General features: G+C 69.9%; 20 protein-coding genes. 5 read left to right on the forward strand and 15 right to left on the reverse strand.

Annotation, left to right across the window (positions count from 1 at the left end; genetic code table 11):
• Window positions 1–15: 15 nt before the first annotated feature.
• Together IE160_RS09045 and IE160_RS09050 are read left to right on the forward strand one after the other, a co-directional pair.
• Window positions 16–2,100, forward strand: a complete 2,085-nt coding sequence (locus IE160_RS09045) for a nuclease-related domain-containing DEAD/DEAH box helicase (RefSeq protein ID WP_191150876.1) — start codon at window positions 16–18, stop codon at window positions 2,098–2,100.
• 255 nt (window positions 2,101–2,355) lie between these two features.
• Complete coding sequence (locus IE160_RS09050; protein ID WP_191150877.1) at window positions 2,356–3,384, forward strand: hypothetical protein; 1,029 nt, start codon at window positions 2,356–2,358, stop codon at window positions 3,382–3,384.
• Window positions 3,385–3,818: 434 nt separating this feature from the next.
• On the opposite strand, the gene IE160_RS09055 is transcribed toward IE160_RS09050, so the two are convergent.
• From IE160_RS09055 to IE160_RS09070, 4 genes are all read right to left on the reverse strand, one after another.
• Window positions 3,819–4,481 carry an MT-A70 family methyltransferase gene (locus IE160_RS09055; RefSeq protein ID WP_191150878.1) on the reverse strand — a complete coding sequence of 221 codons (663 nt, stop codon included), beginning with the start codon at window positions 4,479–4,481 and terminating at the stop codon, window positions 3,819–3,821.
• Between the two features lie 69 nt (window positions 4,482–4,550).
• Window positions 4,551–5,288: a BglII/BstYI family type II restriction endonuclease gene (locus IE160_RS09060; RefSeq protein ID WP_191150879.1), complete on the reverse strand. Its 738-nt coding sequence runs from the start codon at window positions 5,286–5,288 to the stop codon at window positions 4,551–4,553.
• 288 nt (window positions 5,289–5,576) lie between these two features.
• Complete coding sequence (gatB, locus tag IE160_RS09065) at window positions 5,577–7,097, reverse strand: Asp-tRNA(Asn)/Glu-tRNA(Gln) amidotransferase subunit GatB (RefSeq protein ID WP_191150880.1); 1,521 nt, start codon at window positions 7,095–7,097, stop codon at window positions 5,577–5,579.
• A 98-nt stretch (window positions 7,098–7,195) separates the two neighbouring features.
• Window positions 7,196–7,915: a DUF6498-containing protein gene (locus IE160_RS09070; RefSeq protein WP_191150881.1), complete on the reverse strand. Its 720-nt coding sequence runs from the start codon at window positions 7,913–7,915 to the stop codon at window positions 7,196–7,198.
• Window positions 7,916–8,089: 174 nt separating this feature from the next.
• On the opposite strand from IE160_RS09070, the gene IE160_RS09075 reads away from it, so the two are divergent.
• Window positions 8,090–9,613, forward strand: coding sequence for an HNH endonuclease signature motif containing protein (locus IE160_RS09075; protein WP_191150882.1), 1,524 nt, complete (start codon window positions 8,090–8,092; stop codon window positions 9,611–9,613).
• Window positions 9,614–9,724: 111 nt separating this feature from the next.
• Here the strand turns inward: IE160_RS09075 and gatA are convergent, their stop codons facing one another.
• The 7 genes from gatA to IE160_RS09110 all read right to left on the reverse strand — a co-directional run bounded on the left by gatA (window position 9,725) and on the right by IE160_RS09110 (window position 18,926).
• Window positions 9,725–11,227, reverse strand: a complete 1,503-nt coding sequence (gene gatA / locus IE160_RS09080) for an Asp-tRNA(Asn)/Glu-tRNA(Gln) amidotransferase subunit GatA (protein WP_191150883.1) — start codon at window positions 11,225–11,227, stop codon at window positions 9,725–9,727.
• 11 nt (window positions 11,228–11,238) lie between these two features.
• A complete protein-coding gene (gatC, locus tag IE160_RS09085; RefSeq protein ID WP_152583205.1) occupies window positions 11,239–11,538 on the reverse strand; it encodes an Asp-tRNA(Asn)/Glu-tRNA(Gln) amidotransferase subunit GatC in 300 nt (99 codons plus the stop codon).
• 132 nt (window positions 11,539–11,670) lie between these two features.
• Window positions 11,671–12,123, reverse strand: coding sequence for a hypothetical protein (locus IE160_RS09090; protein ID WP_152583204.1), 453 nt, complete (start codon window positions 12,121–12,123; stop codon window positions 11,671–11,673).
• A 99-nt stretch (window positions 12,124–12,222) separates the two neighbouring features.
• Window positions 12,223–13,743: an alpha/beta hydrolase gene (locus IE160_RS09095; protein WP_191150884.1), complete on the reverse strand. Its 1,521-nt coding sequence runs from the start codon at window positions 13,741–13,743 to the stop codon at window positions 12,223–12,225.
• 161 nt (window positions 13,744–13,904) lie between these two features.
• Complete coding sequence (gene ligA / locus IE160_RS09100; protein WP_191150885.1) at window positions 13,905–16,247, reverse strand: NAD-dependent DNA ligase LigA; 2,343 nt, start codon at window positions 16,245–16,247, stop codon at window positions 13,905–13,907.
• Between the two features lie 183 nt (window positions 16,248–16,430).
• Complete coding sequence (mnmA, locus tag IE160_RS09105) at window positions 16,431–17,591, reverse strand: tRNA 2-thiouridine(34) synthase MnmA (protein WP_224744432.1); 1,161 nt, start codon at window positions 17,589–17,591, stop codon at window positions 16,431–16,433.
• Window positions 17,592–17,732: 141 nt separating this feature from the next.
• Window positions 17,733–18,926 (reverse strand): cysteine desulfurase family protein, encoded by a 1,194-nt coding sequence (locus tag IE160_RS09110; RefSeq protein WP_179872297.1) that lies wholly within the window; start codon window positions 18,924–18,926, stop codon window positions 17,733–17,735.
• A gap of 19 nt (window positions 18,927–18,945) precedes the next feature.
• Here IE160_RS09110 and glgX point away from each other — a divergent pair, with 19 nt between their 5' ends.
• Together glgX and ybaK are read left to right on the forward strand one after the other, a co-directional pair.
• Window positions 18,946–21,003, forward strand: coding sequence for a glycogen debranching protein GlgX (glgX, locus tag IE160_RS09115; RefSeq protein ID WP_179872298.1), 2,058 nt, complete (start codon window positions 18,946–18,948; stop codon window positions 21,001–21,003).
• Window positions 21,004–21,029: 26 nt separating this feature from the next.
• A complete protein-coding gene (ybaK, locus tag IE160_RS09120; protein ID WP_179872299.1) occupies window positions 21,030–21,533 on the forward strand; it encodes a Cys-tRNA(Pro) deacylase in 504 nt (167 codons plus the stop codon).
• Between the two features lie 9 nt (window positions 21,534–21,542).
• Here the strand turns inward: ybaK and IE160_RS09125 are convergent, their stop codons facing one another.
• Genes IE160_RS09125 through IE160_RS09140 form a run of 4 tightly spaced genes read right to left on the reverse strand, consistent with a single transcriptional unit; the run spans window position 21,543 to window position 25,424 of the window.
• Window positions 21,543–22,577, reverse strand: a complete 1,035-nt coding sequence (locus IE160_RS09125) for an ABC transporter ATP-binding protein (RefSeq protein WP_179871837.1) — start codon at window positions 22,575–22,577, stop codon at window positions 21,543–21,545.
• Window positions 22,574–23,578, reverse strand: a complete 1,005-nt coding sequence (locus IE160_RS09130) for an ABC transporter ATP-binding protein (protein ID WP_179872300.1) — start codon at window positions 23,576–23,578, stop codon at window positions 22,574–22,576. Before IE160_RS09130 ends, IE160_RS09125 begins: the two co-directional genes overlap by 4 nt.
• The gene (locus IE160_RS09135; protein WP_179872301.1) at window positions 23,575–24,486 is read right to left on the reverse strand and encodes an ABC transporter permease; all 912 of its coding nucleotides are present in this window, start codon (window positions 24,484–24,486) and stop codon (window positions 23,575–23,577) included. The genes IE160_RS09130 and IE160_RS09135 overlap by 4 nt, the downstream gene beginning before the upstream one ends.
• A complete protein-coding gene (locus tag IE160_RS09140; RefSeq protein ID WP_179872302.1) occupies window positions 24,483–25,424 on the reverse strand; it encodes an ABC transporter permease in 942 nt (313 codons plus the stop codon). Before IE160_RS09140 ends, IE160_RS09135 begins: the two co-directional genes overlap by 4 nt.
• Window positions 25,425–25,439: the final 15 nt, after the last annotated feature.

The raw sequence follows: 25,439 nt of genomic DNA on the forward strand, positions 1-25,439 counted from the left end.
GCAACTGGGGGCAGCATGAGCGAGGCAGGCAGGTCGGCGGGCGTCGAGGCCCACCGACTGGTCGCGCTCGCCGACGCCCATGACGAGCGCGCGGCTGCGGCCCGCGAGGCCGCCCAACGCTGGATGATCGCCCACCGCACCGAGCGGCAGGTGGCGGGCACGCTCGCGCCGTTGAGCGCGTGCGGCTTCACGTTCTTGCACGACCGCGGCTGGCCCGGCGCCCGGCGCGGCAGCCGCAGCCAGATCGACCACGTGCTCGTCGGGCCGGGCGGCGTCTTCGTCGTCGACACGAAGGGCTGGAGGGGCGCGACCGTCGCGGGCGGGCGGCTCTTCCGCGGCCAGGCCGACGTCACTGACGACTTGGCAGGGCTCGCCGACGTGGGGGTGGGCACCGAGGCGGTGCTGGCCGAGCTGGGGCTCGCTCCGGGTGAGGTGCGCGTGGTCGTGGTGCTCGCCGGTTCCGCGATGGATGCGGTAGCGCTCTCGAGCCTGGGCGGCCTGGTGGTGGTCGGCGAGAGGCGAGCATCCGCGTTCATCAACGGGTTCGGGCGCCGCCTGACGGAGCGCCAGCAGCATGCCGTGCTGGGCTCGGTCATGGCGCACTTCCCGCCGCTCGGCGAGGAGCCAGCGCCACTCGACCTGAGCGTGCCCGACCCGGTGATCGACGAGCCGGCGCTGCTGACGGTCGACGAGGTGGCCGACACATTCCTGGCGGGGATGCTCGCCGCCCCGATCGAGGAGTGGATGGCCTTTCTGCACCCCGATCAGGCGAAGCTCGTGCGACGCAGCTTCTCGGGCCCGGCGAGGATTCGCGGGGCCGCCGGCACGGGCAAGACCGTCGTCGGGCTGCACCGGGCGGCGTACCTGGCGCGCGGTACGACGGGGCGCGTCATCGTGACGACGTATGTGCGCACGCTGCCCGACGTGCTCTCGACGCTGCTGCAGCGGCTCGCGCCGGAGGTCGCCGACCGGGTCGAGTTCACGGGCATCCACCAGTTCGCCCTGCGGGTGCTGCGCGAGCGCGGGCACCGGGTCGAGCTCAAGCTGCCCGAGGCGACGCAGGCGTTCAACCGGGCGTGGGCTGTCGTCGGCCGCACCGGTCCGCTCGGGTCGGTCGACGCCAACAGCAAGTACTGGCAGGACGAGCTGCTCAAAGTCATCAAGGGTCGGGGGCTCACCAGCTTCGAGCAGTACGCCGACCTGGCGCGCAGCGGCCGGCGCCGACGGCTGGGCGTCGACCAGCGTCGCGAAGTGTGGCGGTTGTACCTGCAGTACGAGCAGAACCTGCGCGCGGCGGGAGTCGTCGACTTCGAGGATGTGATCCTGCACACCGAGGCGTCCCTGCGCGAGCGCCCACTCGAGGGCATCAGCGCCGTCGTGATCGACGAGGCGCAAGACCTGTCGTGCGTCATGCTGCGTATGCTGCACGCCCTCGTCGGCGACCGTCCCGACGGCCTGACGCTCATCGGCGACGGCCAGCAGACCATCTACACGGGCGGCTATTCGCTCTCTGAAGCGGGCATCTCGGTCGCCGGTCGCGGAGTCGTCATGTCGACCAACTACCGCAACACCCGCGAGATCGCGTCGTTCGCTTCTTCGATCGTCGAGGGCGACGAGTTCGTCGACATCGAGGGCGGGCCGGGCCGAGCGGATGCCGCGCTCGCCGTCCCCCGCACCGGCCCCTCCCCCGTGCTCGAGTCGTTCACCTCGGTGGCCGAGCACGATCGCGCCCTCGTCGCGCGGGTGCGGTCGCTCGTGATTGACGGGGTGGATGCTGGCGACATCGGCGTGCTGACGGCAACGAATCGGGATGCCCAGGCTCTCGCCATCGCGCTGCGCGCAGCCGGGTTCGGCGTGGTCGAGCTGAAGACCTACTCGGGGTCGACTGCGTCGCTGGTGAAGGTCGGCACGATCAAGCGGGCGAAGGGTCTCGAGTTCAAGCACGTGCTGCTCGGGCGCGTGGCCGGGGAGTTGCTCGCGCCCGCGGCCGAGGGGCTCGACGACGGGGCCCGCGAACGCCGCGAGATCGAGCGTCGGGAGTTGTACGTCGGCATGACCCGGGCCCGCGATGGGTTGTGGTGCGGTGTACGAGAACCCTAGGGCACATGAGTATGCGTAGATCGGCACACCCGCGAGTAACTGGACGCGTGCTCCGTGGAGTAGGTGCTGCTCGTGCCGTTTCCCTCGACCCCCGCATCGAGGTCGCCAGCCGAACCCCGTCCCGCGATGTCGAGCCGGGTGGCTGAAGGCCGAGTCGTTGCGACGCCTAGCCGGAAACTAGAATCAGGGCGTTGGTTTGTCAATGTCTGTGACAGGTGAATCGACGCGGTCCGCGTTTTACAGATCGGAAGTTGCATGAAGCGCCGCTATGGAGTCGTCGACGCGTCGGTGCCCATGCTCGGCGGGGTTTATCCAACCTTTGGCAAGCCCCCGTTCGCTGATGTAAATCGCCACAACCCGCTATACGGCACTCGCGTGATGTTTGTACCGGAGAACGAAATCGTGCACGCCGCCTCTCTCGGGCTACTGCCCGAGTGGAATCGCTACTGGTCACATGTTGTTCCGCACGGGCAAAAGCCGGGTAGCCCGGCGAGCCTCGCGTCGTCGGCACTTCGTCGACTTTCTCGCGCGCTCCTGCTCAGTGAGCGTGCTAGAAAAACCACTCTGGGACCGCCTGAAACCGAGGTGGGCGATGAATTGCTTGAGCTGGTTACGCTCGCCTTCGTTCACTTGATGGGGGCGTTCGACGCTCTCGCTCAAGTGACAGCCGCCGTCACCGGCGTGAAGCTCAGGGGACAGGCCATTGGCTGGAACAAGCCGCCTTTCTTGAACTCTATTGCAGGCCTCGCCCCTGAACTCGCCGAATTGTTCGCTGACGGAACGATCAGCGATCGATCTCTTGACGCCATCAGTCGAGTGCGAAACACAATCCACAAGCAGATGCCCGATCCAGCTCAAGCTGGTACGACCAGGGATGATGGCGGGAATGATGATGTTTTGCTTATCTTCGAGCGAGGCGCTCACGACGAGCTGCTCGACGCTCTCGACGCCGCGGGTTGGTCGAAGTTTGTCTTCGAACCGAGTCGACACCCCGAGTCGCTTCGTGAAGCGCGACGAGTGGAAATCGGTGGTGTGATCCGTACCGAAGACTTCCTCTTCATGCGCCCTTCGAACTTGTTTGCATGCGGCCTACGGGACAGCGTGTCTTTGTTGAACGCCATCATGTCGTTGACGCCAGTCGAGAGGCTCGGGAAACCGACTGAGTTGCTTGACCCAGCGAATTCGTTCTACCCGCTGAGCCTCCAGCGATACGCAGTCGATAAACTCAGACTGACACATCTAGCGAACCACCTCGAACCGTTGCCCGACATCGAGGGCACGTAGACCGCTGAGGCAGGCACGCGAGTCGACCCACCCTGCGTCCGCTCCAGCACCAGGTCCCGCACGCGCCGCATCAGCCTCGCCACCCATTGACATCATGGCGGGGCGGATCACGACGCCGGCGATGTGCACCTTTCCGCGGCAGATCTTCTCCAGCACGTTGGATCTCTGCACGACTGCCACATCGACAGCAGCGATGAGGTTCGCGTCTCGGCTGGCCTGCCCTCCCGCGCATTGACGCCCGCAAACTTCTAATTGGAGAGTCCGTCGTTGATTGATCCCGACCCGATGAGTCCCGCGAGCGCAGCCACGGCGGCGAGTCTGATGAGCGACGCGCACTCGTCACGCCGCAGATTCGGGAACGCAGAACCTGACTTCGGCGAAACTTCAATCAATCGTGAGGCGGCGACGCCAGCCAATGAGGCCGCAGGATCGTCCTACGCTGTGACCACTTTTCGTGCGATTGGTCCACCCTGGTAGCCCTTGTGAGCTTGACCGCGAACTTCATCGGTTGACGCTTCGTCTCCCCACGCATGCCACCCGGGCCTAGGGTGTCGGGCGAACAACTCCAAGTACGGTCCGGGAGAACATGCCTCGATGAGGTCATACTGTTCGTCTGGTTTTCGCGAATGTTCTCGTTTCCGCGTCTCCAACATGTTCACCTGAGAACGGCCCGGAGGAAGTGTTCGCATGCGCCCCTTGACTCCGAACAGAATCAGTTCGGTCACATTACGGAAGTAGAAACCGACGCCCCTGCCGTCCGGGCCGCCGTCAGCGCGCCGCTTTGCCCAGACGATGTTCGAGACGTATCGATAACCCCACGATTCCATCACTGCAAGACCTTCAGGAAGTAGAGCATTGGGAACCCAAAGGTAGAGGTGTGAATTCGTCGCCGCGTGGGAATCGACGGGGATCTGCTTGATCCCTTCCAAGTCCATCGTGTCGTAACGGTCTAGCCGCCGGTGCTCAGGGGCGACCTTCCCAGTGCGGTTGGCGAACCTCCAAGGCGGGTCAGCCAGTACGGTCTGAAAGCCGCCTTCGACGACGGGCAGTGGGTCAGGGAGCGCAGAAAGTGTGTCTGCTCGGAGCGGCGTGGCCATGATGCTTGACTCTAGTTCAGGCCCCCGACTGCGTATCGCCGCATCGCCGATCCACGTTGAACCTTCTGCTCAGTCGGGTACGTCGTGGCCCATGTCGGCCAGTTCGACCGCGGCATCGACCGGCGGTGCAACAACTCCAAGTCCCGCCCAGGTTGATTTCGTGATCCCGATTGCCAAGATTGGGCACCCACCAGCGTCTCCACGAGTGATTCGCGGCTCAAGCTTGATCATGTTGGTGGTGGTTGTGGTGCCTAGCCGCCTAAAGGCGTCCTCACTGCCGAGCTCCTGACCAGCCAGATCGCGTATTCCTTGGTGATCCCTCGTGATGATCACGCCCAGATCAATCAGGCCCAAGTCGTAGAGTGCCCGATAAGCAGCGAGGTCACGGTCAAGATTCCCGTCTTTAGCGTTCCACTCAACATCAATGGCCACCCGGCCCTTCATGTTGTCTACCTCGAAGCCGTCGTTACTCACGGTGGTCGCGAGAAAATTCTCCTCGTAGGCCCGGCTGGTCAAGGCCTTCTTCTTCTGCCCCACAAGCCTGAACTCGGTGTTGACGCGAACTGCACTCCAGCCTCGTTCGAAGAAAGCAGTGTCGAGTCGAATCGCGATCGGCCCACGATTGCCCCCTGCAACCAGGATGTCCGTGTCGTAGAGGAAGAACTCTGACAACACATCCGAGAGGTCCGTAAGCAGGGCTGGGTTGCTCGCACCCATAATCGCCGCCGCATTGCGTGTTTCGAGCCAGGTGTACTTCCCGAGAAGCTGCTCAGAAAACGCGTTCATGTAGGAGTGAGTCAGATCCATGTGGGTAACCGTATCGAGTTCTGCTCAGGGAGCAGTGCAAGTACCTGACTTGTCACTCTCTCAATGTCGGTGCTCCGAGGCACGCTCCTAATGTCGGGCAGAGCGCTCGATCACCAACAGAAGGAGAATCCATGAAGACCACGGCCTATCACTCAAGCCACCCGTCCGACCCGGACGTTTACCACGACCACAGCAACTGTCCAAGCGGCCAGCAGATCCCAGCCAGCAACAGGCTCTCCGGGACTGGTGGCTACCCTCGCTGCGGCCATTGCAAGAACATGGGCTGAGTTAGCTCGAAGCATGCGCCCGCTCCAGCACCAACTCGCGCACGCGAGCCGCATCAGCCTTGCCGCCCATCGACTTCATGACGGCGCCGATGACGGCTCCGGCGGCCTGCACCTTGCTGTCGCGGATCTTCTCCAGCACGTCGGGCTGCTGCGCGAGCGCCGCATCGACCGCGGCGATGAGAGCACCGTCGTCCGAGACGACCTCCAGACCGCGCGACTCCACCACCTCGGCGGGAGTGCCCTCCCCCTCGATGACACCCTCCAGCGCCTGCCGCGCCAGTCGGTCGGTGAGCGCACCCGACTCGACGAGCTGCACGATCTCGGCCACGTGGGCTGCGGTGATGAGCGACGCCGGTTCAGCATCCCGAGCGTTCGCGATGCGGGCGATCTCGCCCGTCCACCACTTGCGGGCCTGCTGCGGTGACGCGCCCGCCGCGACCGTGTCGGTGACCTCCACGAGCAGGCCGCTGTTCACGACGTCGCGGAACTCCAGATCGGTGAAACCCCACTCCTCCTTCAGGCGGCGGCGTCGGGCCGCGGGGGGCTCCGGCAGGGCATCCCGCAAAGAATCGATCAGGGCCTGCGTCGGCACGACCGGCAGCAGGTCCGGCTCAGGGAAGTAGCGGTAGTCGTCGGCGTCGCTCTTCACGCGGCCCGCCGACGTCACGCCCGTATCCTCGTGCCAGTGGCGGGTCTCCTGCTGAATCGAGCCGCCCTTCGCCAGAATCGCCGCCTGGCGCTGAATCTCGTAGCGCACCGCCCGCTCCACAGAGCGGAACGAGTTCACATTCTTGGTCTCCGTGCGGATGCCCAGCTCGGCCTGCCCGCGCGGCCGCAGCGACACGTTCGCATCGCAGCGCAGGTTGCCCCGCTCCATGCGCGCCTCGCTGATGCCCAGCGCGCGCACCATGTCGCGGATCGTGCTGACGTACGCCTTCGCGATCTCCGGAGCGCGGTGCTCGGCGCCGTAGATCGGCTTCGTCACGATCTCCACGAGCGGCACGCCGGCGCGGTTGTAGTCGACGAGCGAAGACTCTGCACCCTGGATGCGGCCGGTCGAGCCGCCCACGTGCGTGAGCTTGCCGGCATCCTCCTCCATGTGGGCGCGCTCGATCGGGATGGCGACCAGCGTGCCGTCCTCCAGCTCCACCTCGACCTCGCCCTCGAAGGCGATCGGCTCGTCGTACTGGCTGATCTGGTAGTTCTTCGCCAGATCCGGGTAGAAGTAGTTCTTGCGGCTGAACGTGCTGCTCGGGGCGATCTGGCAGCCGAGCGCGAGGCCGAGCGAGATCGCGAACTGCACGGCCTGCTCATTGACGACCGGGAGGCTGCCGGGGAGGCCCAGGCACACGGGGGTGATCGCCGTGTTGGGGTCGGTGATGTTGTTGTCGCTCAGGGCCGGGTTGGGGGCGTCGGAGAACATCTTCGTGCGGGTGGAAAGCTCGACGTGCACCTCGAAGCCGAGCACCGGCTCGAACATCTCGAGTGCCTTGTCGAAGTCCATGAGTTCTGCGCGCGCCATGCGGTCAATCCTATTCGGGGTCGGTGGGCGTCGGGTGCGGGACAGGGTTCGCTGCGGTGCGGAGTGCGGTGCGGGGTGCGCGACGGTGCGCGCGAACCTCAGCCGAGGCGCACCGACATGGTGGGCCTCGAGCCGGGGCGGTTCGCGCGGCGTGCGCTGAGCATCCACCCGAATGCGTCGACCATGCCGTGCAGCGCGATCAGGAGGACGGCCGCGATGGGCGGCCAGCCGGATTCGGCGATGAGAATCGCGCCGCCGATGACTCCCAGATGCAGCACGATGATGCGCGGGTAGGCGCTCATCATGAGGGCGGTGCCGCGCTGGGCGGGCAGGGGGCCGCGGGCGGCGATCAGGAGCTGGGCGATGCCGGCGATGATCCAGATGATGAGGATGCCCGGCCCATCGACCCCGGCGAGGCCGGTCTCGGCGGCCACGGCGGCTGCCGTGTTGGTGGTGCTGGTCGTCGTCGAAAAGCCGCTGAAGACGCCCGCGGCGATGAGGAACACGAAGACGCCGTGGACGAGGGTGAACAGGCCGTAGTGGAGGACGAAGAAGCGCGCGAGCCAGCCGATCGTCTTCGGGGTCTGGGCGACGCGGCGGTCGTTGATGATCATCGGCTCGGGTCCGGGGTCGCTGCGCGTGCGCAGCAGGCGGATCACCATCGCGGCGCCGAGCGTCAGGTTCTCCAGCCAGTAGAGGATGATCACCTCGCGCCAGTCCCAGCCGAGCGCGAGCACGCCGGCGAGGGGCAGGAGCGTGTACGCGGCGATCGCGAGGAGGCGCGCGCGGGTGTGTGTCGGCGCGGAGGTCGGGGCCATGGGGTGATTCTCGCAGGGGTGGGCGGAGGCGAGACGGGTGTCCTCTCCTCGGCCTCGGCCCCGTTCCGATTCGTACCGCTCCGCCGCTCCTCCACAGGCGCCGCTTGCGAGAGCTTATCCACGAGTATTGCTCGCCCTCTGGACTGGTGTTCGAGTCTGCGGGAGAATGGGGCCATGTCAGATTCGAACGCACTGCACACATCGCTCGTCGATGTGTCGCGCGCGTTTGCGCCCCCGAAGGTGTCAGATCTGACCGATGACGACCTCATCGCGCAGCAGCGCACACTCGCCGAGATCGGGCGCCGCGTCGATACCGCCGCCGCCACGGTCGCCGCCGAGATCGCCCACCGCTCCCGCCGCGACCTGGGCGGCGAGGGCCTCGCCCAACGCCTCGGAGTCCGCACCCCCGAACGCCTCGTCCAGCGCCTCACTGGCGCGACCTCCCGCGACGCGTCCGCCATGGTGCGCGTCGGTACCCTCATGGCGACGCCGCCGCCCGCCTCCGATCCGGATTCCCCGCTCCCCTCCCCCGACGACACCAGCAATGCCGACCCAGGTGATGCACGTCTGGGCAGGCCCTGGCTCGCGTCGGTCTCAGCAGCCGTCGCCGCAGCGCGGTTGTCGCTCGGGGCTGCCGACGCGATCCGCGCCGGGCTCGGCGAGCCGAGCGCGCCCGACGCCCCGCGCGACGCCCCGGGCGACGGCTCGGTGCAGTCGCGCGCCGACGAGAGCCCTGACAAGGGCGACAGCGGCGGCGTGACCGCGGAACAGCTCGCGGAGGCCGCTGAGCGGCTCGTGGCCGAAGCTCCGACCTGCACGGTCGAGCAGCTCGCCGCCCGAGCACGATACGCCCGCGCCGAGCTCGATGCCGAGGCAGACGCGAGTCGCGTCGCCGAGCGCGAACAGGCCTTGCGCGACCGGCGGTACCTCTACCTCTCACTGCAGCCCGACGGCATGACCCGACTCTCCGGGCTGCTCGACCCGGAGTCCGCGGCACTCGTCACCTCCGCGATCGACGCCGCGACCTCACCGCGGCGGGGCGGGCCGCGCTTCGCGAGCACCGCCGACGTGGAACGAGCTGAGCGGCTCGTCGATGACACCCGCACGACTGAGCAGATCGCCGCCGACACGCTCGTTGAGTTGCTTCGACTGGGCGGAGGCGTCGCGCCCACCGACCTGCTCGGAGCCCGCCCGCCCGCCGTTCAGCTCATCGTCGCCGAGCGGGACCTCCGCGAGGGCCGCGGCATCGCCCGCATCGAAGGTCAGACCGAGCCGATCAGCATGACCACCGCCGAGAGGCATGTGTGCGAGGCGGGCGTCACGCCCATCGTCGTCACCGATGCCGGCGAAGTGCTGTCGCTCGGGCGTCGCACCCGCTTGTTCACAGGCCGCCAGCGCCTGGTCCTCGCCGCGCGCGACGGCGGCTGCCGCTTCCCCGGCTGTGACCGGCCGCCCTCCTGGTCAGAAGCGCACCACATCATCCCCTGGCAGCAGGGCGGGCCGACCGACGTCGACAACGGGGTGCTGCTCTGCCGACATCACCACCTGCTGTTGCACAACAACGACTGGGGCATCACCCGGGTCGACGGCGAGCTCGCGGTCGTGCCACCCCGGTCTCTCGACCCCGAACAACGTCCCGTCCCCGCACCCCGCAAGAGTCGCGTGCTCGAGCGCGCCCTCGGCGCCCAGGCCGGGTAGCGGCGCCGCGTGGAACGCAGACATGCCGAGCCTGCTGGCACGGCAGGACCGGACTGTCTAGGGCGGGGCTGGCTGTGCGGGAACGCGCAGGGTAGCGCGGGGTTGGCGCGACTAGGCCAGCTCGGGCGCCTGGGTCCACAGCGGGCCGCCCCACTGCGCCTCGAGCAGCTGCTCGACCGCCGCGCCCACCGTGTACAGGCGAGCATCCTCGCGTGCGGGCGCCATGATCTGCAGACCCACCGGCAGGCCGTCCTCCGGCGCGAGACCCATCGGCAGGCCCATGCCGGGCACTCCCGCCAGGTTCGCCGGAATCGTCGTCGCGTCGTTCAAGTACATGGCGAGCGGGTCAGACATCTTCTCGCCGAACTTGAACGCCGTCGTCGGCGCGGACGGCGACACGAGAACATCCGCCTGCTCGAACGCCGCCGCGAAGTCCCGCTGGATGAGCGTGCGCACCTTCTGCGCACTCCCGTAGTAGGCGTCGTAGTATCCGGCCGACAGCGCGTACGTGCCCAGGATGATGCGGCGCTTCACCTCGGGGCCGAAACCGGCCTCGCGCGTCGCCGCCATGACATCCTCGACCGTTCCGCCCGCGACCTCGCGGCGCAGACCGAACCGCACCGAGTCGAACTTCGCCAGGTTGCTCGACGCCTCCGCCGGCAGAATCAGGTAGTACGCCGCGATCGCGTACTCGAAGTTCGGAGCGCTGACCTCGACGATCTCGGCACCCGCCGCCGCCATCAGGTCGAGCGTCTCGTGGTAGCGCTGCTTCACGCCCGCCTGGAAGCCCTCGCCCTCGAGCTCCTCCACCACGCCGACGCGCACGCCCTTGAGAGCGTCACCCGACTGGCCAGCGCGAGCGGCCGCGGCCATCGAGGGCCACGCATCCGGAATCGACGTCGCATCGCGCGGATCGTGCCCGCCGATCACGTCGTGCACGAGAGCCGCATCCAGAACCGAGCGCGACACCGGGCCCACCTGGTCGAGGCTGCTCGCGAGCGCGATCGCGCCGTAGCGGCTCACCCCGCCGTACGTCGGCTTCACGCCCACCGACCCGGTGACCGCGGCCGGCTGGCGGATCGAGCCGCCCGTGTCGCTACCGAGTGCGATCGGCGCCTCGAACGCCGACACCGCCGCCGCCGAACCGCCGCCCGAACCGCCGGGAATCCGGTCCAGTGCCCACGGGTTCTTCGTCGGCCCGTACGCCGAGTGCTCCGTCGACGAGCCCATCGCGAACTCGTCCATGTTCGTCTTGCCGAGCGGAATCAGGCGCGCCTCACGCAGGCGGGCGACCACCGTCGCGTCGTACGGCGGCACCCACCCCTCGAGGATGCGCGAACCCGAGGTGCTCGGCATATCCAGCGTGCACAGCACGTCCTTGATGGCGATCGGCACACCGGCCAGCTCGCCCAGAGGCTTGCCCGCAGCACGGTCGGCGTCGACCTTCGCGGCCGAGTCGAGGGCGTCGGCGCTCACGTGCAAGAACGCGTGAACATCCCCGTCGACGGCCGCGATGCGGTCCAGGTGCGCCTGCGTCACCTCGACGCTCGAGACGTCGCCCGACGTCAGACGAGACGACAGGTCGGCAGCAGAAAGGCGAGTGAGATCGGTCATGATCGTGGCCCCTACTGCTCTTCGCCCAGGATGGCGGTCACGCGGAAGCGGCTGCCGTCGTGGTCGGGCGCGCCCGCGAGAGCCTGCTCCGTCGTGAGCGTCTGCCCCACCTCGTCGGGGCGCATGCCGCCCGTCAGCGGAATCGGGTGGCTCGTCGCCGGCACATCCGGCGTCGCGACGCGCTGCACGGTCGCCACCGCGTCGACGATCGCGCCGAGCTCGCCCGTGAGCTGCTCGATCTCGTCGTCGGTCAAAGCGATGCGGGCAAGCGACGCCAGGTGCGCGACGCGCTCGGGCGTGATCTCAGACATGGGACTCCGAAACGAAAAATTGCAGGCAAGCGGGATGCTCCCATCCTACTGAGACGGATGCTCGGCCCCGACGGGCTCACGCGAGGGGTCCCACGCGACAGCGCTCACGGGACAGCGCTCACGGCTCAGCGCTCACGCGACGGGGCGGCACTCGCTCTCGCCCGTAAGCGTCATCGCGCTGTCGCTCGCGCGGAACAGCAGCAGCTCGCCCTGCGCGCTCTCGCCCTTCAGCTCGATGACGTCAGACACCTCGGTGAGCGTCACCTCGAGATCATGGGCTCGCCACGCCTCCTCCACCCGATCGGCAGCGCGAGACGGCGACGCCGGCGCCTCGGCCAGGCGCAGCGCCGGGAAGCGCTCCCCCGTCACCCACAGCGGAATCGTGCACTCGCGCGGCGTCGGATCGTCCTGCACCGACCAGGAGCCGCCCGCCGCCGCCTGGGTGTCGTCGAGCAGCGCGACGAAGCGCTCACGCGCCTCCTCGTCCTCCACCGCCGACGGAGCCTGCAGCGTGCATCCGCTGAGAGCGGCGACACCGATGACCGCCGCCACGGCGACGATGCCGAACCTGCTGCGCCTGATCATGGCCCTCCGCGGTCAACCTAACACCGGCATGCGCCGCAGGAACAGCAGACTGTCAGGTCTGCGTGGGTGGCGGTCGGGTGGAAGCCAGCGCGAGGCTGCTCAGTGCAGCATCGCGAGCGTGCGACCCGCGTCGAGCGCCGAACCGTCGGTCACGAGCTCGCCCCGGTCGATCGCGATGAGCGCCAGGTTGCGCATCGACTCGGTGCCCGGCACCCAGTACTCGTTGTGCCCGGCCGACCCGGCGAGCACCTCGTTCGTGATGACGTCGACCGACCCGAGCACGCTCATGACACGCGCGCCGTACGACGGGGCGCCCGGGTCGGAGCCGAAGAAGGCGCTGTTCGGAATCGGATCCCACGCCGCCTCGCCCACGAACACGTCACCGCGCACGTTGAGCTCGTCGACGCTCTGCGCGGGCGAGCCGGGCGAGCCGACCATCGCGAGCGCGTCGACCGTCGTGTCGTCCTCGAGCGCCAGCAGTGCCGCCGTGGAGCCGTACGAGTGGGTCAGGAGGGAGACGAAGGGCGGGTCATCCGCCCGGAGAGTCTGCAGGCCCTCGATCGCGGCAGCGATCGCATCCCGACCCTCATAGGCCAGTTCCATGCTGCCGACGTTCATGAGACTCGGCGTCTGGTAGCCGATCCACGCGACCGTCGCGACCGTCTGCTCCTGCGTCGCCGCACCCGCCTCTGCCAGCAGGGCGAGCCACGACGTCTGGTCGTCGTACAAGCGCGCGCCGAAGCCCGTCCAGCCCACGATGTCGCCCGCGACCGTGACGAGCATGCCCGGGATCATGTAGCTCACGTAGTCGGCCGTCTCGAGATCGCCGAGCACGACCGCGGCCTTGCCCTGCCCGTGCGTGTCGAGGTTCAGCAGCGAGCGCGGCGGGTTCGCGATGGCCGGGCCCAGAGCATCCACGACCTCGTAGAGCATCTCGAGTCGGTGCAGGTTCTGCGTGGCGACCGCGCGCCCCACCGCGGCATCGGCCTCCAGCTCCAGCTCGCGGATCGTGGAGCGCAGCAGCGCCCGGTTCGCCTGGTTGCGCACCGCGAACGGCACGCCGTCCAGATTGCCGACGACCTCGGGGGTCGCGGCGATGAGCGAACGCTGCGCGGTGGCATCGAGGCCTGCCCACCAGCTGGTCACCTGGTGCGCCGCAGGCGGCGAACTCAGGAGTTCGTGAACCGCATGGGGATGCGTGGTCACGAAGTCGGCCGCGGCAGCCGGGGGCAGCGCCGAGAGGCCATGCAGAAGCGAAGAGCCCGAGAACGTCGCCAACTGCTCGGCCGCGAGGGGGAGCGCGGGAGCGACGACGGTCGGGGCCGACCGCTGATCCAGACTGGTGGGCAGGTCGATGGCCCGCCCAGGGGCGGGGGTCATCGGGGCGAGCGGTGCGGAGGTGAGGCTCGCGAGGGTGTGCGGTGCCGGGGAGGTGAGGCTTGCGAGAGTGTGCGGTGCCGGGGAGGTGACGGCGTGAGCGTCGGGGGTCGTGAACGCGTAGCCGGCGTGAGCGGAGGAGAAGCTCGAGGAGACGCCCAAGTTCTCGGGCAGCACGACGGGCCCGCCGACCGTCGCGACAGTCAGCGAGGCAATAAGTACAGCCGTCGCATCGAAGAGCACTGCGATCCCCTCGCGCGCTGCCAGACCCCTTGTCCCCGAGACACGGGTAGACAGCGCGGTTTCATGGTAGGGGAAAAGTGACCCCAACGGGGGGTATCGCCGCAAAGACCTTCATCATTCACGGAGTCGTTACACGGACGACATCAAGAGTCTGCCGCGCGCTACTCCCCCGCGGCCGCTGGTTCGTCGAGCGCCTCGGGCCCCTGCGTGACGAGCTCGGCGAACTGCGCCGCATCGATGATGCGCAGGCCCAGCTGCTCCGCTTTGGCGAGCTTCGAGCCGGCGCCCGGGCCAGCGGCCACGAAGTCGGTCTTCTTGCTCACACTGCTCGCCGCTTTGCCCCCCGCGGCGATGATCGCCTCCTGAGCACCCTCGCGCGTGAAGCCCTCGAGGCTGCCGGTCGCCACGACGGTGACGCCCGCGAGCACTCCCCCGGCGGCGGCCGCCGCTCCGGGGCCGGGGTGGCCCTCTGTGTGCCACTCGAGACCCGCCCTCTGCCACGACTCGACGATCTCGACGTGCCAGTCGACGGCGAACCAGTCGACGAGCGCCTCTGCGATGATCGGGCCCACGCCGTCGACAGCGGCGAGCTCCTCCTTCGTCGCCTCCCTGATGTGCTGAAGCGACCCGAAGTGGTCGGCGAGCGCCCGCGCGGCGACGGGGCCCACGTGCCGGATCGACAGCGACACGAGCTTTCGCCACAGAGGCTTCTTCTTGGCCTTCTCGAGCTCGTCGAGCAGATTCGTCGCGGCGGAGGAGACGATGAACTGCTCGTCGCCGTCGAACGGCCCCGCCGGGTCGTAGGGCGGGTCGGGCTTCGACTTCGTCGGCTCCTGGCCGGGCAGCGGGGCTCTCCTCAGCCGTCGGAACGGACTGCGCCGTTTCGCCTCGCCGTCCTCCTCGAGCTTCGGCAGCCCCGTCTCGCTGTCGGTGACGATGACCTCGATCGGCAGCAGCTGCTCGAGCGTCAGCGCGAACAACCCGGCCTCGGTCACGAGAGGCGGCGTCTCGGGCACCTCCGGCTGGGTGAGCGCCGCGGCGCCGATCTCGCCCAGGCCCTCGATGTCGAGTGCACCACGGCTGCCGATGTGCTCGACACGGCCGCGCACCTGCGCCGGGCAGCTGCGCGCGTTCGGGCAGCGCAGGTCGACGTCGCCCTCCTTCGCGGGCCTCAGCTCGGTGCCGCACTCCGGGCAGTGGGTGGGCATGACGAACTCGCGCTCGGTGCCGTCGCGCAGCTCGACGACCGGCCCGAGCACTTCGGGAATCACATCGCCGGCCTTGCGCAGCACCACGGTGTCGCCGATGAGCACGCCCTTGAGCTTGACGACGTCCTGATTGTGCAAGGTCGCCTGCCGCACCTCGCTGCCGGCGACGCGCACCTTCTGCATGACCGCGAAGGGCGTCGCGCGGCCCGTGCGGCCGACGCTCACGACGATGTCGAGCAGCTTCGTGTTGACCTGCTCGGGCGGGTACTTGTAGGCGATCGCCCAGCGCGGGGCTCGGCTCGTCGCCCCGAGCTCGTCGTGCAGGGCCAGCTCGTCGACCTTGACGACGACGCCGTCGATCTCGTGCTCGACGCTGTCGCGGTGCTCGCCGAAGTGGGTGATGAACTCGGCGGCACCCTCCGCCGAGTCGCGCACGCTCGCGTGGTCGCTCGTCGGCAGCCCCCAGCGCGACAGCAGCTCGTAGATCTCGCTCTGTGCCGCCACGGGCGGGTTCTGCCACGCGCCGATGCCATGGACGAGCATCCGCAATCGGCTCAGCCGATCGTGCATGCGCGCCAGCTGCGCCGCATTCTTGCCCTCCGCCTTCTGCCGCAGCGAGCCGCTCGCCGCGTTGCGCGGGTTGGCGAACTCGCGCTCGCCCGCCTCGCGCTGCAGGCCGTTGAGGGCATCGAATGCCGCTTTCGGAATGAACACCTCGCCGCGCACCTCCACGAGGTCGGGCACGCTGTCGTCGTCGATGTGGTTCGGGATGCCCGGCACGAGCCGCACGTTCTCGGTCACGTCCTCGCCGACGACCCCGTCGCCACGCGTCGCCGCGCTGACGAGCACCCCGCGCTCGTAGCGCAGGTTGAGGGCGAGCCCGTCGATCTTCAGCTCGCACAGCCAGTGCACCGCGCGGTTCGCGTCGCGCTCGACCTTCGCCGCCCACGCCGCGAACTCCTCCGGCGTGAACACGTTGTCGAGGCTCAGCATGCGCTCGGCGTGCGTCACCGGGTCGAAGAGCGTGGACTCGGCACGGCCGCCGACCGTCTGCGTCGGGCTGTCCTGACTCTGCAACTCGGGGAACTCGCGCTCGATCTCCGCCAGCCGCTGCAACTTCTCGTCGTACGAGGCGTCGTCCTCGAGCACCGTGTCGCGGCCGTAGTAGGCGTCGCGCAGCTCGAGGATGCGGCTCGTGAGCGCCTCGACCTCGGCGCGGGCCGCGTCGCGGCTCAGCTCGCCGACGGGTGTCGCGGCGGTCGTCGTGCCGGGGTCGTCAGAAGCGCTGTCAGCCACGCGCTCAGTCTAGGAGCGGCCGCCGACCCCGCACTCAGCCCCTGCACGGCCCCGACCGCGGCCCCGGCCCCGCCCCCGGCTCGACCGAACGACGGAGATGGTGCCCGTTCCACGCCTGTCACTCAAGCACCGAGTGTGTTCCCGGCGCATTCTCCGTCGTTTGGTCGAAGAGCGAGTCTGGCGTCAGGATGCGGTGGCCGGGACCGCGCTCACGGTACGGTCGATCGTGCACTGGCCGAGCACGCGCGTGCCGACGTAGAGCACCGCGGTCTGGCCGGGGGCGACGCCGTGCAACGGCTCCTCGACGGTGACCGCGAGCTCGAGCACGCCCTCCGCGCTCGGCACCACGCGAGCGCGCGCGGGCACCGGGTCGGCATGCGCGCGCACCTGCACCTCGCACGCGAACTCGGCCACGGCATCCGGTGCGGTGGAATCGGCGACCGCGATGCCGGATGCGACCGGGTCGAGGCCCGCCCACGTGAACCGCGCCCCAGCGAGCTCGCGCACCGCGAGCGCCTCGCGCGGCCCGACGACGACCTCGTTCGAGCTCGGTCGCACCTCGAGCACGAAGCGCGGGCGGCCGTCGGGGGCCGGCACACCCAGGTTGAGGCCGCGGCGCTGGCCGACGGTGAAGCTCGTCGCACCCTCGTGCGAGCCGACCTGCGCACCGTCACGGTCGACGATCGCGCCCTCGGCCGGCGCGATGCGGTCGGCCAGCCAGCCGCGCGTGTCGCCATCGGGGATGAAGCAGATGTCGTGACTGTCGGGCTTCTGCGCGACCGTGAGCCCGCGCTCCTCCGCCTCCGCGCGCACGGCGGCCTTGTTCGGCGTGCGCCCGAGCGGGAACATCGCGTGCGCGAGCTGCTCGCTCGTGAGCACGCCGAGCACGTACGACTGGTCCTTCGCCTCGTCCGAGGCCCGGTGCAGCTCCCGGTGGCCGGAGTCGTCCGTCACGATGTGCGCGTAGTGCCCGGTCGCGACGGCGTCGAAGCCGAGCGCGAGCGCCTTCTCGAGCACGGCCGCGAACTTGATGCGCTCGTTGCAGCGCATGCACGGGTTGGGCGTGCGGCCGGCCGCGTACTCGGCAATGAAGTCGTCGATGACGTCGTCGCGGAACCGCTCGCTGAAATCCCACACATAGAACGGGATGCCCAGCCTCTCGGCCGCGCGACGCGCATCCAGCGAGTCCTCGATCGTGCAGCAGCCGCGCGCGCCCGAGCGCAGCGTGCCCGGCATGCGGCTCAGCGCGAGGTGCACGCCGACGACGTCGTGGCCTGCGTCGACCGCGCGCGCGGCGGCCACGGCGCTGTCGACGCCGCCGCTCATCGCCGCGAGAACCTTCACCCCACCAGGGTACGCGGGGTTGCGGCCCACCCGCCCGCATTGGTGGCACCGAATGAAGGCGGTCGGGCGTTCACCGTCGGCGTGTCGCCCGCAAAGTGCCGACATAATCGGGGCGAGGGCAGGGGGTTGCGGGGCGGGCGGCTAGCGACCGAGGCGGGGCTGCCGCGCCGCGAGCCCCGCGCCGACGGCCTGACGGGCGGCGTGAGCGAGAGCATCCAGGAACGCGTCGATCTCGTCGGCCGTCGTCGCAGGCCCGAGCGACACGCGCAGCGAGCCGCGCGCCTCGGTCGGCGACACCCCCATCGCGAGGAGCACATGCGAGGGCTCGGGCACTCCGGCCTGGCACGCCGACCCGGTCGAGACGGCGAAGCCGGCCTGGTCGAGCAGGAACAGCAGCGAGTCGCCCTCGGCGCCGGGCACGCGCACGTGCAGCGTGCCGGGCAGGGAGTCGGCGAGATCGGTCGACAGGCGCACCTCCGGCACGCGATCACGGATGCCCGCCGCAAGCCGATCACGCAGCCCCCGCTTGCGGTCGGCGCGGTCTGCAAGCGCGGCGCAGGCGTCTTCGGCGGCGGCGGCGAACCCGGCCGCCCCCGCGGCATCCATCGTGCCGGAGCGCCCGCGCTGCTGCGCCCCGCCGTGGAGGAGCGGCTCGACCTCTGTGCCGCGCCGCAGGACGAGCGCGCCGACGCCGACGGGCCCGCCGACCTTGTGGGCAGAGATCGAGACGGCGCTCACACCCGCGGGCAGGGGGTCGAGCGGTACCTGGCCGTAGGCGGCGATCGCGTCGACGTGCACGGGCACGCCGGCGGCCGCCGCGAGCGCCGCCGCCTCGGCGACGGGCTGCAGCGTGCCGACCTCGTTGTTGGCCCACAGCATCGTGAGCAGGGCTGCGCCGTCAGAGGAGACGGAGCGAGGGGTGAGGGCCTCCTCGAGCGCGTCGAGCCGCAGCCGGCCGTTCGCGTCGACGGGCAGCCACTCGACGCTCGCACCCTCGTGATCGACGAGCCACTGCACCGCATCGAGGGTCGCGTGGTGCTCCGCCGCGGGGGCGAGGATGCGCGTGCCGAGACCCGCGGCTCGCCGCGACCAGTACAGCCCCTTGATGGCGAGGTTGACCGCCTCGGTGCCCCCGCCCGTGAGGGTGACCTCGATCGGGTCGACGCCGATCGTCGCGGCGATGCGGGCGCGCGAGGAATCGAGTAGGGCGCGCGCCGACTGGCCGGCCGAGTGGATCGACGACGGGTTGCCGACGACGGCGAGCGCCTCCACATACCGCTCCCGCACGGCGAGCGGCATGGGCGAGGTCGCCGCGTGGTCCAGGTAGATGGTCATCGGCTTTACCCTAAGACCCATGCCCTCTACCGCCTCCTTGTCGCGCCTCGGCGTGCTGCAGACGCCGCAGGGCGGCGAGCTGCGCGTGTGGAGCGCGCACGCCTCGCGCCTGACCGTGGAGGTGTTCGACCACGACGACGCCGATCGGGTGATCGCCGAGCACGACCTGCACCGCATGCGCACGGGAACCTGGCACGTGACGACGCGCGACCTCTCCCCCGGCGCGCTCTACGCGCTGCGCATCGACGGGCCGGCGGGGGCCGGGCACGCCTTCGACGGCGAGCGCCGCCTGCTCGACCCGTACGCGCGCGGCCTCGAGCGCAGCCCGCGCGGCGAGTGGCGAGCCCGGGTGCTCGGGGACGCGTTCGACTGGGGCGGCGTGCGCAAGCCGCGCATCCCGGGCGACCGGCGGGTCATCTACGAAGCGCACGTCAAGGGCCTCACGAAGCTCGCACCCGATCTGCCCGACGAGCTGCGCGGCACCTATGCGGGGCTCGCCCACCCGAGCACGATCGCGTACCTCAAAGACCTCGGCGTCACGACGATCGAGCTGCTGCCGATCCACCAGTTCGTGAGCGAGCAGCGGCTGCAGGCTCTCGGGCTCACCAACTACTGGGGCTACAACACGCTGAACTTCTTCGCACCGCACGCCGCCTACGCGACCCGCCGCGCCCAGCAGGGCGGGCCCGAGGCGGTGCTGCGCGAGGTCAAGGGCATGGTGCGCCTGCTGCACGAGGCGGGCCTCGAGGTCATGCTCGACGTCGTCTACAACCACACGGCGGAGGAGGGCCTCGACGGGCCCACGTCGAGCTTCCGCGGCATCGACAACGCGAGCTACTACCGGCACGTCGGCGGGGACGGCGGCGGCGAGTACCTCGACGTCACCGGCTGCGGAAACACGCTCGACGCCTCGCGGCCCGTCGTGCAGCGGCTCATCCTCGACTCGCTGCGCTACTGGGCGCGCGAGGTGCAGATCGACGGGTTCCGCTTCGACCTCATGGCCACGCTCGGGCGCGACGCGGGGGCGAGCTTCGACCCCGAGCATCCTCTCTTGCGGGCGATCCTCGACGATGCCTCGCTGCAGGACACGACGATGGTCGCCGAGCCCTGGGACGTCGGCATGGGCGGCTGGCAGGTCGGCAACTTCCCCGACGGGTACGGCGAGTGGAACGACGGCTACCGCGACCGCGCGCGGCACTTCTGGCTGACCGACATCGCGTCGGCGCGGGAGCACGGGCACGCTCCCGACGGCATCGGCTCGCTCGCCCGCCGCATCACCGGCAGTGCGCACGTCTTCGCCGCCGAGCGCGGGCCGCTCGCGAGCGTCAACTTCGTGACCGCCCACGACGGCTTCACGCTCGCCGACCTCGTGAGCCACAACCACAAGCACAACCTCGCCAACGCGGAGGAGAACCGCGACGGGAACGACCACAACCGCTCCTACAACTTCGGAGTGGAAGGCCCCACCGACGAGACCGGCATCACGACCGCGCGGCGCAAGGCCATGCGCAACCTGCTCGGCACCCTGCTGCTCAGCGCCGGCACGCCCATGATCACCGCGGGCGACGAGGTCGGCCGCAGCCAGCGCGGCAACAATAACGCCTACTGCCACGACAGCGAGCTCACGTGGCTCGACTGGGCGCACGAGGGCTGGCAGCAGGACCTGCGCCGCGTCGTCGCGCGGCTCACGCAGCTGCGCCGCGAGAACCCCGCGCTGCGGCCCAGCCGCTACGGCCGCTGGGGCGAGACCGTGCCGAGCGCCACCCAGATGGACTGGTACAACAAGGAGGGCGCCTCCATGACGATGGAGGACTGGGACTCCCCCGCTGAGCGCACCCTGCAGTACCTGGCCGCGTCGACGCCAGAACGCGAGGAGTTCAACCGCATCCTGCTCGTCGTGCACGGCCTCGAAGACCCCGTGCACGTGACCCTGCCCGAGCACGAGGGCGTCGCCGGTTACTCCCTGCTGTGGGACAGCGCTCACGACGACATCAGCGAGCTCGACAGCGAGCACACCCCAGGCACCGCGCTCGAGGTGGGCCCGACGTCGATGCTGCTGTTCCGGGCGCACGACTGACCGCGCGAGCGACCGGAGCACCGAGCATGGCGAAGAAGACGCGGGCGGGATCGCAGGCCGGCCCCGGTACTCCCGCGACGGTCGCGCTCACGGCGGCGGGCATCCCGTACACCGCGCACAGCTACGCGCACGACCCGTCGACAGCGAACTACGGGCTCGAGGCGGCAGCGGCGCTCGGGGTCGACCCTGATCGCGTGTTCAAGACGCTCCTCGCCGTCGCCGACGGTCGCCTCGTCGTCGGCATCGTGCCGGTATCGCGGATGCTCCACCTCGGGTCCCTCGCCGCCGCCGCGGGCGCCAAACGCGCCCTGATGGCCGAGCCGGCTCTCGCCGAGCGCAAAACCGGATACGTCGTCGGCGGAATCTCACCGCTCGGGCAGCGCACCGCGAGCCCGACCTTCCTCGACGAGTCCGCGACGGGTTGGCCGACGGTCTTCGTCTCCGGCGGGCGTCGAGGCGTCGACCTCGAACTCGCGCCCGACGACCTGCTGCGCCTCACCGGCGGGCGGCTCGCCCCGCTCGCCCGCTGAGCGCGCGACTCAGAGGGTCGTCGCCGCGCCGACGCGGATGCAGTGCACCTCGTGGCCGGGGGCCACGGGGAGGGGCGGCGGCACCACCTCGCCACACTGGTCGATCGCGAGAGGGCACCGCGTGCGGAACACGCAGCCGCTCGGCGGGTTGAGCGGCGAGGGTACGTCCCCCGAGAGGATCACCCGCTCGCGCCCCGACTCCGCGAGAGGATCGGCGGGAGGGATGGCGGAGAGCAGCGCCTGGGTGTACGGATGGCCTGCACCCGCGCCGTCGACGCCCTCGCCGTCCTTCGGGAAGAGCGCGTCGCGATCGGCGAGCTCCATGACGCGGCCGAGGTACAGCACCATGACGCGCGAACTCATGTGCTCGACGACGGCGAGATCGTGGGCGATGAACAGGTAGGCGAGGTTGTGCTCGCGCTGGAGCCGCTGCAGGAGGTTGAGGATCTGCGCCTGCACGGAGACGTCGAGCGAGGCCGTCGCCTCGTCGAGGATGATGAGCTCGGGATCGCTCGCAAGAGCGCGCGCGATGCACACGCGCTGCCGCTGCCCACCCGAGAGGTGCCGCGGGTACCGGTCGGCGAAGCGTGCATCGAGGCCGACGAGTTCGAGAAGCTCGAGCACGCGCTCGCGGCGGCGACCGCGGTGCAGACCGTGCACGTCGAGGGGCTCGCGCACGCTCTCCGCGATGGTCCGCCGCGGGTTGAGGGAGGCCATCGGGTCCTGGTGGACCATGGCGATGCGGCGGCGCAGCGCCGTGAGCGCCGCGCCGCGCGCCGCGGAGAGGCTCTCGCCGTCGAGCGTGATGCTACCGCTCGACGACTCGACGAGGCGCATGACGGCGCCCGCGATGGTCGACTTGCCGCTGCCGGATTCGCCGACGAGCCCGAGCGTCTCGCCCGGGGCGATCGTGAAGCTCACCGAATCGACGGCGCGCACCTCGGCGTGCCGGGTTCGCAGGGTGCGCCGCTCACCCGCGACGGCCGGCACGGGGACGCGAAAGACGACGGAGAGCGAATCCACGTCGAGGAGCGGGCGCGTCATGATGCCCTCACCGCCCCCGCGGGAGCCTGCGCGCAGAACGATCGCGCCAGATGCCCCTCGGCTGCGCCGGAGACAGCGGCGAGCGGCGGCCGCTCGGTGGCGCAGCGCACGTCCGCCCGTACCGTGCAGCGGTCGTAGAACACGCATCCGGGCGGAAGGTGCCGCGGGTCGGGCGGCGACCCGGGAATCATCGCGAGCTCTTCCCCGCGGTCGCCAATGCGCGGGCGCGAGGCGAGGAGTCCCGCCGTGTACGGGTGACGATGATCGGCGAAGATGTCGCGCACCGTGCCGGTCTCAACCACCTGCCCGCCGTAGAGCACGACGATGCGGTCGGCGATGCCGCCGACGACGCCGAGGTCGTGGCTGATCCAGACGACGGCCGTGCCCGAGCGCTCCTGCATGTCGGCGACGACGTCGATGATCTGGGCCTGGATGGTCACGTCGAGGGCCGTCGTCGGCTCGTCGGCGATGAGCACCTCGGGCTCGCACGAGAGGGCGATGGCGATCATGACCCGCTGGCGCATGCCGCCGGAGAGCTGGTGGGGGTAGGAGCGCACGCGACGCCCAGGGTCGGGAACGCCGACGAGCTCGAGCAGTTCGACGGCGCGCCGCGCCGCCGCGCGGCGGGTCATCCCGAGGTGCTCTTCGAGGCCCTCCGTGATCTGCCGCTCGACGGTCAGCAGGGGGTTGAGCGACGTCGCCGGATCCTGGAAGACGTAGCCGATGCGCGGCCCGCGGAGGCGGCGCAGGCGCTCGGCCGACAGCGCCAGCAGGTTGTCGAACGGCGCATCGCCGCCGAGCCAGGAGCGTCCGCTGAGCCGCATCGCGGCGGAGGCGGGGAGCAGCCCCGTGGCGGCGAGCACCGTCATGCTCTTGCCCGAGCCGGACTCCCCGACCACGCCGAGCGTCTCGCCGCGCTCGACGGACCACGTCACATCATCGAGGATCTGGGCCGCCCCGAACCGCAGGCCGAGCGAGTCGACGCCGAACACTCCGGTCACGGGCGCACCTCCCGTCGTGAGGGGTCGAGCACATCGCGCAGGGTGTCCCCGAGCAGGTTGAAGGCGAGGACGGTCACGAAGACGGCGAGGCCGGGGAAGACTGCCATCCACCACGCCTGGTCGAGGTAGCCGCGCGCGTCGAACAGCATGCGGCCCCACGAGGGGTTCGGCGGCTGGACGCCGAGACCGAGGAAGGAGAGCGCCGCTTCGGAGAGGATCGCGAACGCGAGCGAGAGAGACGTCTGCACGATGAGCGGTGCGGCGACGTTCGGCAGGATGTGGCGGAGGATGATCCACCGGGAGCCCGCGCCCATGCCCTGGGCCGCGCGCACGAACGGCTCCTCGCGCACCGAAAGCGTCGAGGCCCGAGCGACACGGGCGAAGATCGGCACGTAGACGACTCCGATCGCGATCATGGCCGTCGTGAGGCCCGGCCCGAGGATCGCGACGATCGCGAGGGCGAGGAGCAGGACGGGAAAAGCGAACATGACGTCGACGATGCGCATGACGATCGTGTCGATCCAGCCGCCGAAGTATCCTGCGATGAGACCGAGGAGCACGCCCGCCGCGAAGGCGATCGACACGGAGACGACGCTCACCTGCACCGAGACGCCCGCCGCGAGAACGACGCGGCTGTAGATGTCGCGCCCGAGATCGTCGGTGCCGAAGACGTGGGCCCAGGAGGGCGCCTGCAGCGCGCGGCCGAGGTCGATGTCGTTCGCTGCGTAGGGCACGATCCACGGCCCGGCCGCGGCGGCGAGGACGACGAGCAGCAGCACGACGGCGCTCGCGAGGGCGACGGGGCGTCGCGCGATGTCGCCGAGGCTCTGCCGCCAGCCGCTCGCGGGCGCAGGTGGAGGGGCGCCTCCCTCGGGGACGGCGGGCCGGAGCGGGGCGGCGTTCGTCATGACAGCCGGATGCGCGGGTCGATGCGGGCGTAGAGGAGATCGACCGCGAGGTTGATGAGCAGGAACATGACGGCGACGAGCAGGACGGCCCCCTGGATGACGGGGTAGTCGCGCGCCGCGACCGCGTCGTACACGAGTCGACCGAGGCCGGGCCAGGCGACGACGACCTCCACGACGATGACGCCGCCGAGCATCGTCGCGAGCTGGACGCCACCGACGGTGATGATGGGCACGAGGGCGTTGCGCACGACGTGCCGCCCGATGACGATGCGCTCGCGCAGACCCTTCGAGCGGGCCGTGCGGACGTGGTCGGAGCCGAGGACCTCGAGCACCGAGGACCTCACGTAGCGGGTCATGATCGAGCCCGCGATGAGCCCCACGGTGACGGCGGGGATCGTGACGTGCCGCAGCCACTCGATCGGGTCTTCTCCGAAGGCGACGTAGCCGGAGGACGGGAGAAGCCGCAGGCTCGCGGAGAACCCGAGAATGAGCAGGAGGGCCATCCAGAAGTCGGGAACGGAGACGCCCGCCTGGCTGATCATGCGCACGATCGCGTCGCTCGCCTTGCCCGAGCGCAGCGCGGCGTAGATGCCGAGCGGGAACGAGATGAGGATGGCCACGACCATGCCCGCACCCGCTAGGGAGAGCGTCGCGGGCAGCCGCTCGAGCAGGATGAGCGTGACCGGCCGCCCCGAGCGGAAGCTCACGCCGAGGTCTCCCGTCACGGCGCCGCCGAGATAGCTGAAGAATTGGACGATGAGTGGCTGGTCGAGCCCCGAGGCGGCCCGGAGCGCGTCGTAGGACTCCTGACTGAAGCGCGTGCCGAGGGCGAGCCGCACGGGGTCGCCGGGCACGAGTTGAATGAGCGCGAAGACGACGATCGAGACGCCGAGCAGCACCACGGCCGTGTGGCCGAGTCGGCGGAGGATGTACAGCACCGCGTCTGCCCTTCG

Origin of the sequence: Chryseoglobus sp. 28M-23, from assembly GCF_014789785.1 — a bacterium.
Classification (GTDB): Bacteria; Actinomycetota; Actinomycetes; order Actinomycetales; family Microbacteriaceae; genus Microcella; species Microcella indica.